The organism is Oricola indica, from assembly GCF_965227485.1.
GTDB classification, from domain to species: domain Bacteria; phylum Pseudomonadota; class Alphaproteobacteria; order Rhizobiales; family Rhizobiaceae; genus Oricola; species Oricola indica.
The window spans coordinates 4,582,557-4,599,106 of the sequence record NZ_OZ245747.1; the positions used below are offsets into that span (position 1 = coordinate 4,582,557).

16 protein-coding genes are annotated in these 16,550 nt (G+C 62.9%); 4 read left to right on the forward strand and 12 right to left on the reverse strand.

Features of this window, described 5'->3' with window-relative positions:
* Positions 1-393: a Co2+/Mg2+ efflux protein ApaG gene (gene apaG / locus ACQK2M_RS22690; RefSeq protein ID WP_425419691.1), complete on the forward strand. Its 393-nt coding sequence runs from the start codon at positions 1-3 to the stop codon at positions 391-393.
* On the forward strand, positions 390-1,853 hold the full coding sequence (locus ACQK2M_RS22695) for a TrkH family potassium uptake protein (RefSeq protein WP_425419692.1): 1,464 nt from the start codon (positions 390-392) through the stop codon (positions 1,851-1,853). The genes apaG and ACQK2M_RS22695 overlap by 4 nt, the downstream gene beginning before the upstream one ends.
* A gap of 98 nt (positions 1,854-1,951) precedes the next feature.
* Here ACQK2M_RS22695 and ACQK2M_RS22700 read toward each other — a convergent pair whose 3' ends face one another.
* The 4 genes from ACQK2M_RS22700 to ACQK2M_RS22715 are packed head-to-tail and all read right to left on the reverse strand — an operon-like array spanning position 1,952 to position 5,757.
* Positions 1,952-2,581 (reverse strand): class I SAM-dependent methyltransferase, encoded by a 630-nt coding sequence (locus ACQK2M_RS22700; RefSeq protein ID WP_425419693.1) that lies wholly within the window; start codon positions 2,579-2,581, stop codon positions 1,952-1,954.
* 21 nt (positions 2,582-2,602) lie between these two features.
* Entirely contained in the window at positions 2,603-3,601 is a 999-nt protein-coding gene (locus ACQK2M_RS22705; RefSeq protein ID WP_425419694.1) for an Hsp33 family molecular chaperone, read from the reverse strand.
* Positions 3,598-4,524 carry an ornithine carbamoyltransferase gene (argF, locus tag ACQK2M_RS22710; protein WP_425419695.1) on the reverse strand — a complete coding sequence of 309 codons (927 nt, stop codon included), beginning with the start codon at positions 4,522-4,524 and terminating at the stop codon, positions 3,598-3,600. Before argF ends, ACQK2M_RS22705 begins: the two co-directional genes overlap by 4 nt.
* 39 nt (positions 4,525-4,563) lie before the next feature.
* Complete coding sequence (locus ACQK2M_RS22715) at positions 4,564-5,757, reverse strand: aspartate aminotransferase family protein (protein WP_425419696.1); 1,194 nt, start codon at positions 5,755-5,757, stop codon at positions 4,564-4,566.
* Positions 5,758-6,096: 339 nt separating this feature from the next.
* Here ACQK2M_RS22715 and ACQK2M_RS22720 point away from each other — a divergent pair, with 339 nt between their 5' ends.
* Positions 6,097-6,651, forward strand: a complete 555-nt coding sequence (locus ACQK2M_RS22720) for a GcrA family cell cycle regulator (RefSeq protein WP_223476476.1) — start codon at positions 6,097-6,099, stop codon at positions 6,649-6,651.
* A gap of 69 nt (positions 6,652-6,720) precedes the next feature.
* Here the strand turns inward: ACQK2M_RS22720 and phoB are convergent, their stop codons facing one another.
* From phoB to ACQK2M_RS22755, 7 genes are all read right to left on the reverse strand, one after another.
* Positions 6,721-7,413: a phosphate regulon transcriptional regulator PhoB gene (phoB, locus tag ACQK2M_RS22725; protein WP_223476477.1), complete on the reverse strand. Its 693-nt coding sequence runs from the start codon at positions 7,411-7,413 to the stop codon at positions 6,721-6,723.
* Positions 7,414-7,430: 17 nt separating this feature from the next.
* A complete protein-coding gene (phoU, locus tag ACQK2M_RS22730) occupies positions 7,431-8,150 on the reverse strand; it encodes a phosphate signaling complex protein PhoU (protein WP_223476735.1) in 720 nt (239 codons plus the stop codon).
* Between the two features lie 56 nt (positions 8,151-8,206).
* The gene (pstB, locus tag ACQK2M_RS22735) at positions 8,207-9,016 is read right to left on the reverse strand and encodes a phosphate ABC transporter ATP-binding protein PstB (protein WP_425420118.1); all 810 of its coding nucleotides are present in this window, start codon (positions 9,014-9,016) and stop codon (positions 8,207-8,209) included.
* Positions 9,017-9,036: 20 nt separating this feature from the next.
* On the reverse strand, positions 9,037-10,377 hold the full coding sequence (pstA, locus tag ACQK2M_RS22740) for a phosphate ABC transporter permease PstA (RefSeq protein WP_425419697.1): 1,341 nt from the start codon (positions 10,375-10,377) through the stop codon (positions 9,037-9,039).
* The gene (gene pstC, locus ACQK2M_RS22745) at positions 10,377-11,849 is read right to left on the reverse strand and encodes a phosphate ABC transporter permease subunit PstC (RefSeq protein ID WP_223476479.1); all 1,473 of its coding nucleotides are present in this window, start codon (positions 11,847-11,849) and stop codon (positions 10,377-10,379) included. Before pstC ends, pstA begins: the two co-directional genes overlap by 1 nt.
* A gap of 90 nt (positions 11,850-11,939) precedes the next feature.
* Entirely contained in the window at positions 11,940-12,977 is a 1,038-nt protein-coding gene (locus ACQK2M_RS22750; RefSeq protein ID WP_425419698.1) for a substrate-binding domain-containing protein, read from the reverse strand.
* 147 nt (positions 12,978-13,124) lie between these two features.
* Positions 13,125-14,447 (reverse strand): ATP-binding protein, encoded by a 1,323-nt coding sequence (locus ACQK2M_RS22755; protein WP_425419699.1) that lies wholly within the window; start codon positions 14,445-14,447, stop codon positions 13,125-13,127.
* Between the two features lie 113 nt (positions 14,448-14,560).
* On the opposite strand from ACQK2M_RS22755, the gene ppk2 reads away from it, so the two are divergent.
* Positions 14,561-15,442: a polyphosphate kinase 2 gene (ppk2, locus tag ACQK2M_RS22760; RefSeq protein WP_425419700.1), complete on the forward strand. Its 882-nt coding sequence runs from the start codon at positions 14,561-14,563 to the stop codon at positions 15,440-15,442.
* 14 nt (positions 15,443-15,456) lie between these two features.
* Here ppk2 and ACQK2M_RS22765 read toward each other — a convergent pair whose 3' ends face one another.
* A complete protein-coding gene (locus ACQK2M_RS22765) occupies positions 15,457-16,530 on the reverse strand; it encodes a hypothetical protein (RefSeq protein WP_425419701.1) in 1,074 nt (357 codons plus the stop codon).
* Positions 16,531-16,550 lie beyond the last annotated feature (20 nt).

Here is a 16,550-nt window from a genome sequence, read left to right on the forward strand (position 1 = left end):
ATGTACCGAGAAACGACAGACGGCGTCGAGATCATCGTCGAACCGCATTATCTGGACGAGGAGTCCGAGCCGGACGAGCATCGCTTCGTGTGGGCCTATACCGTCGTGATCGCCAACGGGTCCGATCATCGCGTCCAGCTCGAGACGCGCTACTGGCACATTACGAACGCCATCGGCCAGGTCGAGGAAGTCGAAGGGCCGGGGGTTGTCGGGGAGCATCCCGTCCTCTCGCCGGGCGACAGCTACCAGTACACGTCGGGCTGTCCGCTCAACACGCCGTCCGGTACGATGGTCGGCCACTACGTCCTGCGGCGCGACGATGGAACGCGATTCAAGGCGCATATTCCGGCCTTCTCGCTCGACATTCCCGATCCGGCGCGGCGCCTCAATTGAGCGCGGTCCTCGATCTCAGGCCGGTTATCCTCGTCACGGGCATCCTGCTGACGACGCTCGGCGCGGCGATGCTGATCCCGGCGCTGGTCGACATGGTCGCGGGCAATCCCGACTGGCAGGTCTTCGCCGGGTCCTCGGCGGCAACAACGCTGGTCGGCGTGGCCTTCTTTACCGCGACGCGCGGCCTCTCGCGCAGCCTTTCGACGCGGCAGGCGATGCTGATGACGGTGGTTGTCTGGCTGGCGCTGGTGACGGCGGGCGCCCTTCCCTTCCGGTGGTCCGGCATCACGCCGACCTTCACCGACGCCTTCTTCGAGGCGATGTCCGGGCTGACCACGACGGGGGCGACCGTCATCACCGGTCTCGATCACGCGCCGCCGGGCATCCTCCTGTGGCGCGGCATGCTGCAATGGCTGGGTGGTCTGGGGATCATCGTTATGGCGGTGGCGGTGCTACCGATGCTGCAGATCGGCGGCATGCAGGTGTTCAAGGCCGAGGCGTTCGAGACGCCGGAAAAGATCCTGCCGCGCGCGACGCAGATTTCGGGCTCCATGACGCTGGTATTCGTCGCCTTCACCGCGCTGTGCGCGGCGGCCTATCTCATCGCCGGGATGCGGCCGGACGATGCGCTGATCCACGCCATGACCACGGTGGCGACCGGCGGGTTCTCTACGCGCGACGCCTCGCTCGGCTTCTACCAGGACCCGTCGATCGAATGGATCGCGATCCTGTTCATGATCACGGGGTCCATACCCTTCCTGCTTTATGTGCAAGTGTTGCAGGGCCGCCCGCTTTCGCTGTGGCGGGACCAGCAGGTGCGCACCTTTCTCGCCGTTCTCGGCGTTCTGATCCTGCTCGGCTGGATCGTCGCCGACCATTCGCTGGCCGGCTTCACGCGGGAATCGGATTCCTTCCGCGCGGCGGTCTTCAACACGGTCTCGGTGATGACCGGCACCGGCTACGCCTCCGCCGATTACGGGTTGTGGGGGGCGCAGTCGATCTCGTTCTTCTTCATCATCATGTTCATAGGCGGCTGCGCCGGATCGACCTCCTGCGGCATCAAGATCTTCCGTTTCCAGGTGCTGTTCGCGGAGGTCCGGGTGCGGCTCGCCAAGGTGCTTTATCCGCACGGTGTCTTCGTGAAGCGCTTCAACGGGCGGCCGCTCGACGACCGCGTTCCGCTCGCGGTGACGACCTTCATCTTTCTCTATCTTGCAGCCTTCATCGTGCTGTCCATCGCGTTGCGGCTGACCGGCCTCGATTTCCTGACGGCGATCTCGGGCGCGGGCTCGGCGATCTCCAATGTCGGGCCCGGTCTCGGGTCGATCATCGGGCCAGCGGGCACCTACCAGCCGCTCAACGACACGGCGAAATGGCTGCTGTCCTTCGGCATGCTTCTCGGGCGGCTGGAACTGTTCACCGTGCTGGTGCTTTTCCTGCCGCGTTTCTGGCGAAGCTAGTGCATTTCAGGTTGCAATAGAATCAGAATGCGCTGCCTCTCGCCTTCGGCTCGAACGCGCATTCCGATGCTGATGTTTCAACCAGGACCTGAATTGCACTAGGACGCTTCCGGCTTTCGGCCGACGATGAAGACGGCCTTGCCCTTGCCGGGCTTCCAGTCGTGTTCGATGGCAAAACCGGCGCGCTCGAAACTGGCTCGCAACTGCGCGCGGGTGAAGACGCGGATGAGCGGCAGCAGGCCGACGGACCTCCCGAGCGGCGCGATGAAACGGATCCAGGCCATATCGTCGCCGACGCAGCCCGTCGAGGATACCAGCACGCCGCCGGGCTTCAGCGCATCGAACAGCCTTGCGATCACGGCGTCCCGATCGTCGACGAGATGGAGGATGCTGAGCGCCAAAACGACGTTGTAATGCGCCGGAGGCAGGTCCAGCTCGTCAATGTCGGCCTTCTCGAAGTCGATATTCGTGACGCCGGCTTCCAGCGCCTTCTCGCGGGCGATGTCGAGCATGTTGGCAGAGCAATCGACGGCGCGGATATGCCGAACGCGCGGCGCGTGCAGGATGGCGGTCGAGCCGGTGCCGCAACCGACTTCCAGCACGTCCGACGTCTCGCCAAGATAGGCGCGCGTGATCTCCAGCTTCTTCTGGTAGGACGCCTCGTCGGCGACCGGCCGGGCCGCGTATCTCTTCGCGATGCGGTCCCAGAACCTGTCTGTCCGGCTCATGAAGCCTCCGATCTGCGTTTCCTAGTTCGGCTTGTCGAAATCCGACAGCTTGAAGCGATAGACGGTCGAGCAGAACTCGCACTTTACGACGATCTCGCCGTCCTCGAGCGATTCCGCGCGCTCTTCCGGCGACAATGACTGCAACACGCCGGCAACCTTCTCGCGCGAGCAGGTGCAGCGATCATGCACCGGACCCGCTTCGTTGACTGTCACACCACGCTCGTGGAACAGCCGGTAGAGAAGCGTGTGGACGCCGACGCTCTCGTCGACGAGTTCGTCGTCGCTGACCGTGTCCAGCAACGCCTTGACCTCCTGCCAGGCGTCGTCCTCGTCCAGCTCGTGGATTTCGGCATCGTCGGGCGCGTCGCCGGGGTGCAAATCGGACATGCGGGCGCGTTCCGGCGCATCGGGCAGGAACTGAGCCAATATGCCGCCCGCGCGCCAGTGATTGCGCACATCGCCATCATCACCACGCACCGTCAGCCGCGCGACCGCGAGACGCAGTTCGGTCGGGATCTGCTCGGACTGGCGGAAGTAATTGCGCGCGACTTCCTCCAGCGATGCACCGTCGAGCTGGACGATGCCCTGGTATCGCTGCATGTAGGCGCCCTGATCGACAGTCAGGGCGAGCGTGCCCTTGCCGAGCAGGCTTGCGGGATCATCCGTTCCGGCCTTTTGCGCAGCCTCGACGGCGTCTTCGTCCCAACGGGCATAGGCGCGCACGCCATCCGGCGTCGCGAAATCGCAGACCAGCAGGGACACGGGTCCGTCGGTCTGGCTCTGGACGATGAACTTTCCCTCGAATTTCAGCGACGTGCCGAGAAGCACCGTGAGCACGATCATCTCGCCGAGCAGCCGGGCGACGGGCTCGGGATAATCGTGACGGTCAAGGATCGCGTCGAGCATGGGGCCGACCATGACCGCCCGGCCGCGCGCATCCAGCGCGTCGACCCGGTAAGGGACCACCGCGTCGATCGGATCCGTGTCGCTCATGCCCGTGAAGGCGATGTGTTCGCTCATCGTGCGCCGATCCCCACGCCAAGACACCAGGCGATGATTTCCTTTTGCGCATGAAGCCGGTTCTCGGCCTCGTCGAAGACGACGGATTGCGGGCCGTCGATCACGCCGTCCGTCACCTCCTCGCCGCGGTGTGCGGGAAGGCAGTGCATGAACAGGGCGTCCTCGGAAGCCTGCTTCATCAGGCGCTCATTGACTTGGTAAGGCATGAATATGTTGTGGCCGCGCGCCTTTTCCTCCTGGCCCATCGACACCCATGTGTCGGTGACGACGGCATCCGCGCCGGCGACCGCAGCCTCCGGATCGTGGCCGATCTCCACCTTGCCGCCACGCGACCGGGCCCAGTCGACATAGCGCTGCCCCGGCTCGTTGCCCTCGGGTACGGCGACGGAGAGGTCGAAACCGAATTGCGGCGACGCCTCGATCAGCGAGTGCAGGACATTGTTGCCGTCGCCGGTCCACGCAATGCGATGGCCCTCGATCGGCCCGCGATGCTCCTCGTAGGTCATCACGTCGGCCATGATCTGGCAGGGATGGGTGTCGTCGGTCAGCGCGTTGATGACGGGCACTGTCGCGGCATCGGCCAGTTCCATCAGCCGGTCGTGTTCCTTGGTGCGGATCATGATGATGTCGACATAGCGCGACAGCACCCGCGCCGTGTCGGCGATGGTCTCGTCACGGCCGAGCTGCATTTCGGTCCCGGTCAGCATGATCGTTTCGCCGCCAAGCTGGCGCATGCCGACATCGAAGGACACGCGCGTGCGCGTCGACGGCTTTTCGAAGATCATGGCCAGCGCCTTGCCTTCGAGCGGCCTGTCGGCGGTGCCCGCCTTCTGAGCGGCCTTTCGCTGTTTCGCGCCTTCGAGGATTACGCGCAGTTCTTCCGCCGGGATGGCAGCGATATCGAGAAAATGACGGACACTCATGGTTCGGAATCCAAAAGGGTTTCGTATGACGGACCGGTTTTACCGGTCACGTCCCGTTGCGGACAGATGCGATACGGCCTCTTCGACGCGTTCGAGCGCGATCTTGATATCCTCGTCTGTCGAGGTCAGAGGCGGAAGGATGCGCACGACATTGTCGCCCGCCGGTATCGTCAACATGTGGTTTGCGTAAAGCTGCTTCACAAGGGCGGTGTTGGGCACGACGCATTTGATGCCGAGCATCAGCCCTTCGCCGCGCACTTCGGCCAGCACGTCGGGATAACGGTCGACGATCGAGGCGAGCCCTTGCTTCAGGCGCAGCGCCTTGTCATGCACGGCCTCCAGGAAGCCATCGGCGAGGATGACGTCGAGCACGGCGTTGCCGACCGCCATGGCAAGCGGATTGCCGCCATAGGTCGTTCCGTGCACGCCGGGCACCATGCCGTTCGCCGCCTCTTCGGTCGCAAGACAGGCGCCCATCGGAAAGCCGCCGCCGATCGCCTTGGCCACGGCCATGATGTCCGGTTCAATGCCGGCCCACTCATGCGCGAACAGCTTGCCGGTCCGGCCCATGCCGGACTGGACCTCGTCGAAGATCAGCAGCAGGCCCTTGTCGTCGCAGAGCGCGCGCAAATCGCGCAGGAAGCTCAGCGCGACCGGACGGATGCCGCCCTCGCCCTGCACGGGCTCGATGAGCAGCGCCGCGGTCTCGTCCGTGATCGCCGCCTTCAGGGCGTCCATGTCGTCGAAGGGCACCTGGTCGAAACCTTCGACCTTGGGACCGAAGCCCTCGAGATATTTCGGCTGACCGCCGGCGGCGATGGTCGCCAGCGTCCGGCCGTGAAAGGCGCCCTCGAAGGTGATGATGCGGAAGCGCTCGGGATGCCCCTTGGCATAGTGATAGCGCCGCGCCGTCTTGATGGCGCATTCAAGCGCCTCGGCGCCGGAATTGGTGAAAAAGACCTTGTCGGCAAAGGTCGCGTCGACGAGGCGCTGGGCGAGCCGGCGCTGTTCCGGCACCTCGTAGAGATTGGAGGTATGCCAGAGCTTCCCGGCCTGCTCGCGCAGTGTCTCCACCAGATGCGGATGCGCATGACCGAGCGCGCTGACGGCGATGCCGCCGCCGAAATCGAGATATCGCTCGCCGCGCGTGTCCACGATCCAGGAGCCTTCTCCGTGATCGAAGGCGATGTCGGCCCGCGCATAGGTCTCGAACAGCGGCGATGGTTGCGTCATTTGATTGCCCCGCATGGTGTGCAAACGAAAAAAGCCGCCTGTTCCGGCGGCATTCCGGTTTTAAGATCAGACCGCGCTTGCGTCAATCGGGCTGGAGATTCCGCGTCTCCGGGGGGCGTCGGCAAGATAAAAAATGCAAGTTGTTGAAAACCGCGAAATCGGATTCACGGATGTCCGGCGACTCTTGTCAGCGAGTCAGCGGCCATAGTAGTTTCCTTTCAAGCGGGGCCAACCACGCAGAGTTTACTCCCAAGTTTCGCGTTCGGGTGCCGGTTTTTCTTGGAAAAACCGAGCCACGGAGAAGGATTCTGCGCACAGTCATTGGATGGAGAGACGGAAGTGAGCTGGACTGACGAACGCGTCGAAATGTTGAAGAAGCTATGGGCCGACGGCCTGAGCGCCAGCCAGATCGCCGCACAACTCGGCGGCGTGAGCCGCAATGCCGTGATCGGCAAGGTCCACCGGCTGAAATTGTCCGGCCGGGCGAAATCGGTTTCCTCGGGCGCACCCAAGACCAAGCGCAGCGTTGCGCCGCGGGCCTCCACGCCACGGGGCGGCGGTTATTCCGGCGGTGGCGGCGGCGGCGGTGGTGCCGGCGGACGCACCCTCACGACGGTTACGCATGCCGTCGGCGCGACGGTGATGAAGAACGAAGTCAGCACAGTGGCCTTCGCGGAAGCCGACCGCCGTCCGATCGAGGACGTCGTCGTTCCGATCTCGAAGAACCTGACGCTGGTCGAGCTCAATGAGAACACCTGCAAGTGGCCGCAGGGCGATCCGTTGTCGGAAGACTTCCATTTCTGCGGACACCAGTCCGAGGAATCCTCGCCCTATTGCAAATACCACGCGAAACTCGCCTTCCAGCCGACATCCGAGCGCAAGCGCTCGCGCTGAGCGAGAGGACATCAGGAAAAGAAAAAGGGCGGCCAATGGCCGCCCTTTTTGTTACGGAATTGGCGGGCGTCAGACCGCTTCCAGCGAATAGCCTGCCCCGCGAACCGTGCGGATCGGATCCCTCATCTTTCCGATATTGATGGATTTGCGCAGGCGACCGATATGTACGTCAACGGTGCGATCGTCGACATAGATGTCCTCGCCCCACACGCCATCGAGCAGTTGCGCGCGCGAGAACACCCGGCCAGGGGCCTGCAGGAAGAACTCCAGAAGGCGGAATTCCGTCGGTCCGAGCTTGATCTCGCGCCCGTTGCGATAGACGCGATGGGTCTCGCGGTCGAGTTCGAGTTCCCCGACCTTGAGCACGCTGGCGACGATTTCCGGGCGGGCGCGGCGCAACATGGCCTTGACCCGCGCCATCAGTTCGGGCGTCGAGAATGGCTTGACGACATAGTCGTCCGCACCGGTCGAAAGCCCGCGAATACGCTCGCTTTCCTCGCCGCGCGCGGTGAGCATGATGATCGGCAGGCGCTGCGTCTCTGGCCGCGCACGCAGCCGACGGCACAATTCGATGCCGCTGAGACCCGGCAACATCCAGTCGAGTATCAAGAGATCGGGCACGGATTCACGGAGCGCTATCTCGGCCTCGTCGCCGCGCAGTTCCGCGTCGACCCGGTATCCTTCCGATTCCAGATTGTACTTCAGCAGAACGCTAAGCGCTTCTTCATCCTCGACAACCATCACCTTTGGCTGATTGCCCATGCCTATGCTCCCATGCATCAAGCGTCGGGCTGATCCACGACGATTTTGTGCGTCTTGTCTTCTTTCGGGCGAAAGGCGGACAGATGCTCGCCCGTCACGATGTAATAGACGGATTCCGCGATGTTGGTGGCGTGATCGCCGATGCGCTCGATGTTCTTGGCGCAGAACAGCAGATGCGTGCAGGTCGTGATGTTGCGCGGATCCTCCATCATGTAGGTGAGGAGTTCGCGGAACAGCGACGTGTACATCGCGTCGATCTCGTCATCGCGGTCGCGGACCATGTTGATGCGCGTGACCGAGCGCGAGCCGAAAGCGTCGAGCACTTCCTTGAGCTGGGCCAGGGCGAGATCGCCGATATGGTCGATGCCGCGGACCAGATTGACGGAATGACCGCGCTCGGAAATCGCGACAACGCGTTTGGCGATGTTCTTGGCTAGGTCGCCGATACGCTCGAGGTCGCTGGCGATACGAATGGTCGAGAAGACCTCCCGCAGGTCGCTGGCGACGGGCTGGCGCTGTGCGATGATCTGCACGACCTTGTCGTCGAGCGTCGCCTGGGCCTCGTCGAGAACGAGATCGTCGGTGATGACCTTCTGCGCGAGCGGAATGTCCGACTTGATAAGCGCGCGGATGGAGCTTTCCACCATGCGCTCGGCAAGACCGCCCATTTCGGCAATCTTGTGGGCGAGGAATTTCATGTCCTCGTCGAAAGCGGTCACCGTATGGCTCGTTGGCACCATCGGACTGTCCTTCCCTTGTTTCGTTATCGCTGTTTCACCACCCGAGCCGGGAATTACCCGAACCGGCCGGTGATGTAGTCCTGTGTGCGTTTTTCGGTCGGGTTGGTGAAGATCTCCTTCGTATCACCAAACTCGACGAGCTCTCCGAGGTGGAACATCGCCGTGCGCTGCGACACGCGGGCTGCCTGCTGCATGGAGTGCGTTACGATGACGATGGTGTAGCTCTCGCGCAGTTCGTCGATCAGTTCCTCGACCTTTGCGGTCGCAATCGGATCGAGAGCCGAGCAGGGTTCGTCCATCAGGAGGACTTCCGGTTCGGTGGCGACAGCGCGCGCAATGCACAGACGCTGCTGCTGGCCGCCGGAAAGACCGGTGCCGGGTGCGGTCAGGCGGTCCTTGACCTCGTCCCAGATCGCACCGCGGCGCAGCGATTTCTCGACGATCACGTCGAGATCGGCCTTGGACTTTGCGAGCCCGTGAATGCGCGGGCCGTAGGCAACATTGTCATAGATCGATTTCGGGAACGGGTTCGGCTTCTGGAACACCATGCCGACCTTGGCGCGAAGCTGAACGGGGTCCACCTTCTTGTCGTAAATGTCCTCGTCGTCGATCGTGATCTCGCCTTCGACGCGCGCCACGTCGATCGTGTCGTTCATCCTGTTCAGGCAGCGCAGGAAGGTCGACTTGCCGCAGCCCGACGGGCCGATGAAGGCGGTGACGGCCTTGTCCTCGAGATCGACATCGACATCTTTGATCGCGTGGGTGTCGCCGTAATAGACCTGCACCTTGCGAGCCTTGATCTTTGTGTCTTTCGGGCCGGCGGCCGGCACGGTCGCGACTGTGTTGTCCGCTTCGGTCAGCATCGTTTTCATGGTCTTTCTCCTTACCAGCGGCGCTCGAAGCGGCGGCGCAGAATGATGGCAATGATGTTCATGGTCATGAGGAACAATAACAGGACGATGATCCCGCCCCATGCTTTTTCGTAGAAACTCGCATCGGCGCGGGCCGCCCAGGTGTAAATCTGGGCAGGCATGGCCGAGTTGGCCTCGGTGAAACCGGTGAGGAAGCTGTCCGGGTAGCCGCGCGCCACGAAGCCGACCATGCCGATCAGCAGCAACGGCGCGGTTTCGCCAAGTGCCTGCGCCAGTCCGATGATCGTTCCCGTCAGGATGCCCGGCATGGCGAGCGGAAGCACATGGTGGAAGACGGATTGCATCTTCGACGCGCCGACGCCCAGCGCGGCGTCACGGATCGACGGCGGCACCGCTTTCAGCGAGGCTCGGGTCGAGATGATGATCGTCGGCAAGGTCATCAGCGTCAGCACAAGGCCACCGACCAGTGGCGCAGACTGCGGCAGACCCGCGAACTGGATGAACACCGCCAGACCAAGGATACCGAATACAATCGACGGCACGGCGGCCAAGTTGGAGATATTCACCTCAATCAGGTCGGTGAACCAGTTTTTCGGTGCGAATTCTTCGAGATAGATCGAGGTGGCGACGCCTATGGGGAGGCTTAGCGCCAGCACGACAATCATCATAAAGAAGGAACCGACCACGGAAGCGCCGATACCAGCGCCGCCCGGGTTGTCCACGCCGGAATCGGCGCCAGTGATGAAGGTCCAGTTGAAGTCGCTCTTGATGATGCCCGCTTCGTACAATTCGTCAGCGAGATCCAGATCGCTGGCCTCAAGGAAACGGCTGTCGCTCACGTCCTCGCGCTTCAGGCGGCCATTGAAATAGCCGTCGACGCGTGAGGAGGTCGGCAGTTCGAAGACCACTTCCTCGCCGATCTTGTCCGGGTTTGCGGCGTAGAACTCGCGCATAATACCGCCGACCTTGCCGATCAGACGATCGAGGACGGCCGCGTCATACTCCACCTCGACACCGCGTTGCTCGAGCGCCTTGTCGAACCCCTCGACGAAGTAGCCCTGATAGGCGCCCGTCTTGAGAAGCTGGCTCTCGGCCTCGTCGAACTGCGCCTGCGTCAGGGTGAAGTCGAGCTCCACGACCATACGGGTGAAGGCGGGGATGCCGTTCGAGATGATCGAAACGAACAGCACGACCAGGAAGAAAAGGCCGGCGAGGACCGCGGCCAGGCCATAGGCCTTGAACCGGGCTTCGGTGGCGTTGCGGCGTTTGGTGTGCTCGTCCAGCGTCAGAAGTGACGCAAACGGGCGGCGGGCTTGGGCGGGTGCGCCAGTGGCTGCGGTCGCGTCGGTCATCAGTCGTACTGCTCCCGGTACTTGCGGACGATATAAAGGGCGAGAATATTCAGACCCAGCGTGATGACGAAGAGCGTCATGCCGAGGGCGAAGGCCACGAGGGCCTCGGGCGAGGCAAAGTCACTGTCGCCGGTGAGCTGGCTGACGATCTTTGCCGTGACGGTGGTCATGGCCTCAAACGGATTGAGCGACAGTTTCGCAGCCGCGCCTGCGCCGAGCACCACGATCATCGTTTCACCGATGGCGCGCGAGGCGGCCAGCAGGATGGCGCCGACGATGCCGGGAAGCGCGGCGGGAAGAATGACCTGGCGAACCGTTTCGGAATGCGTCGCACCGAGGCCAAGCGAGCCGTCGCGCATGGCCTGCGGCACCGCGTTGATGATGTCATCCGACAAGGACGACACGAAGGGGATCAGCATGATGCCCATGACGAGACCGGCGGTCATGACGGCGGTCCCTGCCTGCATCCAGCCAAGCCCTCCTTCTCCGAACACGCTCAGCAGCATCGGGCCGACCGTCAGGAGGGCAAACAGACCGTAGACGATGGTCGGGATACCGGCCAGAACCTCGATCAGCGGCTTGGCGATGGCGCGCATGTGCGGGCCGGCATATTCGGACAGGTAGATCGCCGCGAAGAGCCCGATCGGCACCGATACCGCCAGCGCGATAAAGGAGATATAAAGCGTACCCCAGAGGAGCGGCACGAAACCCAGCTCCGACGAACCGCCCCGGCCGGAGAAGCTCGGCGACCATGTCGTGCCGAAGAAGAACTCCGTCCAGGAGTAGAGCCGGAAGAATTCCCAAGTGTTGAAGACCAGCGAGAGAACGATGCCGATCGTCGTGAGGATCGCGATCGAGGCCGCACCGATCAAAAGGTAGCGAATTGTCGTTTCGACGACGTTTCGGGCGCGAAAATCCTTGTGCGACCGCAGGTAGGCCAGGATGAAACCTGCCGCCGCCAGGCCGAGCACGACCACCGCCATGAACATGTGGCCGGTAGCGTTCAGTGACCGGTAGCGCTGCGCCGCGCGCAGAACCGCCGGACCGACATCGGAGCCAAGGGCCACACCGATGGCGCCGAGACGATCGCGCACATCGGTAAATTCAGCGCGGATGTTGGATGCGGCTTCGGGATCCATCGCGCCCTGCGACACGGCCTGATCGAGGCCGTCGGCGACGCGACGCACGTCCGACATCATAAGGCCGAGCGTGCTGCCCTCCCGGACCATTTCGGGCGGAATATTGGCCGCCACCTGGTTTTCTATGACGATAGGCTGAACGATCAGCCAGACGATAAGGACGAGAAACGAGAACACCATCGTGAAGATGGCAACGCTGGAGCCGTAATAGCTGGGAAGCGAATGCAGATTCCGCGGATCGCCACCTGCGCTGGCCAGCGCTCTTTGGCGCCCCATGACGTAGCCGATCGCGGCCATCGCCAAAATAATTATGACGATCCAAAGCACAGGCATTGCGCGTCCCCTAAAAGCTAGCCGTCAGTATTTCAGGAAGTGAGAGGCGGCCCGTATACCGGACCGCCTCGTGATCAGACCGAAGCCTGATTACATGGTGTTTTCGTCAGCAACCATTGCCTGGGTCTCGGCAAGTTCCGGGTCGGAAACGAGGCCGTAATTGGCCAGCGGGCCATTCGGGCCGGCGATCTCGTCGGAGACGAAGAACTGGGCGTATTCCTTCAGACCGGGGATCACGCCGATATGTGCCTTCTTGATGTAGAAGAACAGCGGACGCGAAACCGGGTATTCGCCCGAAGCGATGGTTTCCGTCGAAGGCGCGATGCTGGACATGGTCGCGACCTTGAGCTTGTCGGTGTTGTTTTCGTAGAAGGCCAAGCCGAACACGCCGATGCCGTCCGGATTCGCGTCGATGCGAGCCAGGGTCTCGGTGTAGTCGCCGTCGATGTCGACCGACTTGCCGCCGTCCGTACGCACGGCGAGGCAAGCGTCCTCGGCGTCGTCTTCGGACATGCCGCCGGAGATCATGGCTTCCATCGCGCCGGTGGCTTCACAGCCGATCAGCAGGACTTTTTCCTCGAAGACTTCGCGGGTGCCGTGCTTGGTGCCCGGGATGAACATGGAGATGCCGACATCCGGCAGGTCCGAGTTGAATTCGGCCCAGTTATTGTACGGGTTGTCGACGACTTCGCCGTTCACCAGAACCTTGGCGCCGATGGCGTTGAAGATGTCGGAAGGCTCGAAAGCAGTGAAAGCCGGGCCGTCCTTCTGGCTGGCGAACACGATGCCGTCATAGCCGATGCGCACCTGGATGATGTCGGTCACGCCGGCATCGGCACAGGCTGCGACTTCCTTCTCACGGATGGCGCGCGATGCGTTCGCGATGTCGATGGTGTTTTCGCCAACGCCTTCGCAGAAGCGCTTCAGGCCAGCAGAGGAGCCGCCCGATTCCACGACCGGGGTCGGGAAGTCGGTGTTCTCACCGAAGAGTTCAGCAACGATCGAAGCATAAGGCAGAACCGTGGAGGATCCTGCGATCTGGACGTTGTTGCGCGACTGGGCCACGGCAGCCGAAGTCAGCGCGGTCGCTCCGAGTGCTGCGACAAGTGCAATCTTGAGGGTTTTCATGGAATTCTCCCGTTTGGGCATGTGTGAGCTCTGACCGGCGCTCGCCGGACAAGGGCGTTCTATCGCTCTCTCGGTAGAGCTTTTATGACGAATACAATACAGTTATGTGACAGTATATCTGCTTGATTATAAACCGTTTTCAGGATCCTAAATGTCCGTCTTCTCAATCCAAACCGGGATTGTGACAACAAACGAGGCCCCCTCGCCCATCTGTGAGGTGATCGACAGGCGCCCGACGTGGCGGGTCAGGATATGCTTGACGATCGCCAGGCCCAGACCGGTCCCCTTCTTGGCGCGACTGGATTCGACATCGACCCGGTAGAAACGCTCCGTCAGGCGCGGGATATGGTCGGCCTCGATGCCCGGGCCATAGTCGCGAACCGTCACGCGAATGCTGTCGACGCCGGAAACCGGCACCCTCTCGGCACCAACGTCGATCCGCTTGCCGGTTCCCGCGTAGCGGATGGCATTCTCGATCAGGTTGGAGAAGACCTGGATCAGTTCGTCGCGACTGCCCCATACCCTGCATTCGGGATCGTCGATGGCGGCGATGTCCTCGTTGATCGTCACATCCGCCTCGTTCGCCGTGGGTGCGAGCGTCATGCGCACATGGCGCAGGACTTCGGCGATATCGACGGGTTCGAACTCGGTGTTGGCCAGCGCCGTTTCCAGCCGGCTCAACGACAGCAGGTCGTCGATGAGCCGCGACATGCGGCTCGTCTGCTCCAGCATGATGGCGAGGAAACGGTCGCGCGCCGCGGTATCATTGCGCGCGGGGCCGGCCAGCGTCTCGATGAAACCGGAGAGCGACGCAAGCGGCGTGCGCAGTTCATGGCTCGCATTGGCGATGAAATCGCTGCGCATGCGATCGATGCGGCGCGTTTCGCTGAGATCGCGGAAATGCAGCAGGTATGGCGTATCGCCGGCGACCTCGGCGGGAAGGCGCACGACCGTCGCCTCGAACCAGCGTTCGATCGGATAACGCTCCATGACCTCGACTGGCCCGGGCGTTCCGCCGGCGAGCGCGCCGTTGATCATGGCGATGAGTTCCGGGCTGCGGAAGCGCATCAGGACCGACGCTCCCGTTTCAAGCGTATCGCCGAAAAAGCGGTGGCAGGCCCTGTTGACCACCAGAATGGTTCCGCGCCGGTCAAGCAGCATCACGGGATTTGGCAGGCTGTCGAGGACCGCCCTCGAGCGTTTCGCGTCGGGACCGGCGGATGTCTGCTGCGTCAGGGCAGCCCTGCGCTGGCTGAAGCTGCGCACCGGCGCGAACATGCTGACCGCGGCCATCGCTGCCATAAGCGCCAATGCAAGGGTCCATGGCAGGACCTGCGCGACGCCGAGCCCGGCAAAGATCGCGATCGAAGCCGCCAGCGGATAGCGGTTGGAGAAAAGACGCCGCAGAACCGCCTGGCCCAACCCCTCGCGCGGGGATCGCTCGTTCGCCCCGTCGCGCGGCTCATCCATCGATCGCTCCCTGCGTCAATTCTTCCCGGTCGCAAGCTTTCGGCATCTGGACGCTTCCAGCGTGAAGCCATAGGTTGGCCGACCTGAGCGAAACTGGAAAACGGCGATCGGACATGGCGACGGAATCACGCGCGGTTGAATTCGACATCGACGGAAAGAAAAGGGTCTTCGACATAGACGACCCGAAGCTGCCGGACTGGGTTGACGACAATGACATAACCGCAGGCGGCTATCCCTACAAGAAGCGGATGGACAAGGGCGACTACAAGGACACGCTCGAGGCGCTGCAGGTCCAGATCGTCAACATGCATACGCACATGCAGGAAACCGGCAAACGGCTGATCGCGGTGTTCGAGGGGCGCGACGCCGCCGGCAAGGGCGGATCGATCAGCGTCCTGCACGAGTTCCTCAACCCGCGCACCGCGCGCAACGTGGCTTTGTCCAAGCCTTCCGACGTCGAGCGCGGACAGTGGTACTTCCAGCGCTATATCGAGCATTTCCCGACAACCGGCGAACTCGTGAGCTTCGACCGCTCCTGGTACAATCGCGGCGGCGTCGAGCCGGTGATGGGATTCTGCACGCCGGAGCAGCACAAGGCGTTCCTGCACGACACGCCGGAATTCGAGAAAATGATTGTCGAAGAAGGCATCATCTTCTTCAAGTTCTGGCTCAATATCGGGCTCGAAACGCAATTGAAGCGTTTCCATGACCGGCGTCACAGCCCGGTCAAATACTGGAAGCTGTCGGGCATCGACATCGTCGGCATGCAAAAGTGGGACGACTACACGCTGGCACGCGACACGATGATCCAGGCGACGCATTCGAGCCATGCGCCATGGACGGTCATTCGCATGAACGACAAGCGGCGCGGGCGTATCGAGGTACTGCGCCATATTCTGCGCAACACCGATTACGAGGGCAAGGATACCGACGCCATCGGCAGTCCCGATCCGAAGATCATCGGTTCAGGCCCGATGGCGCTCGAGGAACTTTAGGCGGCTTCGCCCGGTCAGGGCTTCAGTTCGCGCACGCGCACGCTCGAGATCTTCACCGCCCGGCCGGCACCGGAAATGTCGGTAACGATCTTCAGACGGCCGGGTCCCGATACGCCGACGCCGCCCGGAAGGTCGACGCTGAACAGGAACTCGTTGTCGCTGGCGATGACATCGAAGCGCCGGCGGCCACACTCGCCCAGGTCTGCGAGTTCGCAGGTTACCGACATCTGCGTCTCGGCATCGTCGTCGGCACGGGCGACGAAGGAGAACTGTGCCGTCTTGCCGGCCAGCATTTCCAGCGTTCCCGGCGGCACGTCGATACCGATCACGTCCTGCACGGTGGGCGAAACCATGCGGGCGAAATCGCCGAAGGGATCGCTGTCGATGGCGGCGCTGGCATTGCCCTCCAGCGTAACGGTCGTCGGATCGGCAGGATCGAACAGGGTCACCCAGCCGCTTTCGGCCTCGGAACGTGCGGCGATGCGCGCCGGACCGGCAGAAGACGCGTTGTCGCGAGACCCGGGGAAACTCTCGTTTTCGAGTTCGAGCGGCGGATTGGGGACAGACGTGTCGCGTTCCTCCGTGCTCTGGAACGCGCCGGTCGAGAATACCCACCATGCGCCGGAGCCGAGAAGCGCGACCGCCACGACCGCCGTCAGCATCAAAGCGAAGGGCGCGCGCCTTGCCCGCGACCTCTGCCCGGTGCCACGGTCCTCTCCGCCGATTTCAGGAAAGGACGGACCGGATGACGCCCGCTCCATACGCGGCTCGGCGCGCAGTTGCGGCGTTTCCGATTGCGGACGCGGTGCTGGGCGTCGGCGCGGTTCGGGGCGCACGCTCACGGCCGGCGGCTCGTCGCGACCGGAGGCCTCGGGCTGAGTGCGTTGCCGGCGGTGGTGTGCCTCGGTGGCGCGGATCGCGTCCATGAGACGCTGCCTTTGCCGGCTGCGCCGATCCGGATCCGGGTGATCGGCCAGCGCGCGTTCCATCGCGGTCATGGCGGATCGGTAGACCCGCTGGCGAAACGCCGGATCCGACGCGTCTCCCTTGGAGAGCGTGTTCCTCAGCGCGGTTTCCAAATCACTCACTGGCGGTTGCCCCGTTTCCG

Bases quoted from the DNA above. Each gene is read 5' to 3' on its own strand.
- phoB (WP_223476477.1), bottom strand. From the start codon at position 7,413: ATGGGCAATCAGCCAAAGGTGATGGTTGTCGAGGATGAAGAAGCGCTT.
- pstC (WP_223476479.1), bottom strand. From the start codon at position 11,849: ATGCCTGTGCTTTGGATCGTCATAATTATTTTGGCGATGGCCGCGATC.
- ACQK2M_RS22755 (WP_425419699.1), bottom strand. From the start codon at position 14,447: ATGGATGAGCCGCGCGACGGGGCGAACGAGCGATCCCCGCGCGAGGGG.
- ACQK2M_RS22705 (WP_425419694.1), bottom strand. From the start codon at position 3,601: ATGAGCGAACACATCGCCTTCACGGGCATGAGCGACACGGATCCGATC.
- ppk2 (WP_425419700.1), top strand. From the start codon at position 14,561: ATGGCGACGGAATCACGCGCGGTTGAATTCGACATCGACGGAAAGAAA.
- ACQK2M_RS22715 (WP_425419696.1), bottom strand. From the start codon at position 5,757: ATGACGCAACCATCGCCGCTGTTCGAGACCTATGCGCGGGCCGACATC.
- pstA (WP_425419697.1), bottom strand. From the start codon at position 10,377: ATGACCGACGCGACCGCAGCCACTGGCGCACCCGCCCAAGCCCGCCGC.
- pstB (WP_425420118.1), bottom strand. From the start codon at position 9,016: ATGCTGACCGAAGCGGACAACACAGTCGCGACCGTGCCGGCCGCCGGC.
- argF (WP_425419695.1), bottom strand. From the start codon at position 4,524: ATGAGTGTCCGTCATTTTCTCGATATCGCTGCCATCCCGGCGGAAGAA.
- apaG (WP_425419691.1), top strand. From the start codon at position 1: ATGTACCGAGAAACGACAGACGGCGTCGAGATCATCGTCGAACCGCAT.
- ACQK2M_RS22750 (WP_425419698.1), bottom strand. From the start codon at position 12,977: ATGAAAACCCTCAAGATTGCACTTGTCGCAGCACTCGGAGCGACCGCG.
- ACQK2M_RS22700 (WP_425419693.1), bottom strand. From the start codon at position 2,581: ATGAGCCGGACAGACAGGTTCTGGGACCGCATCGCGAAGAGATACGCG.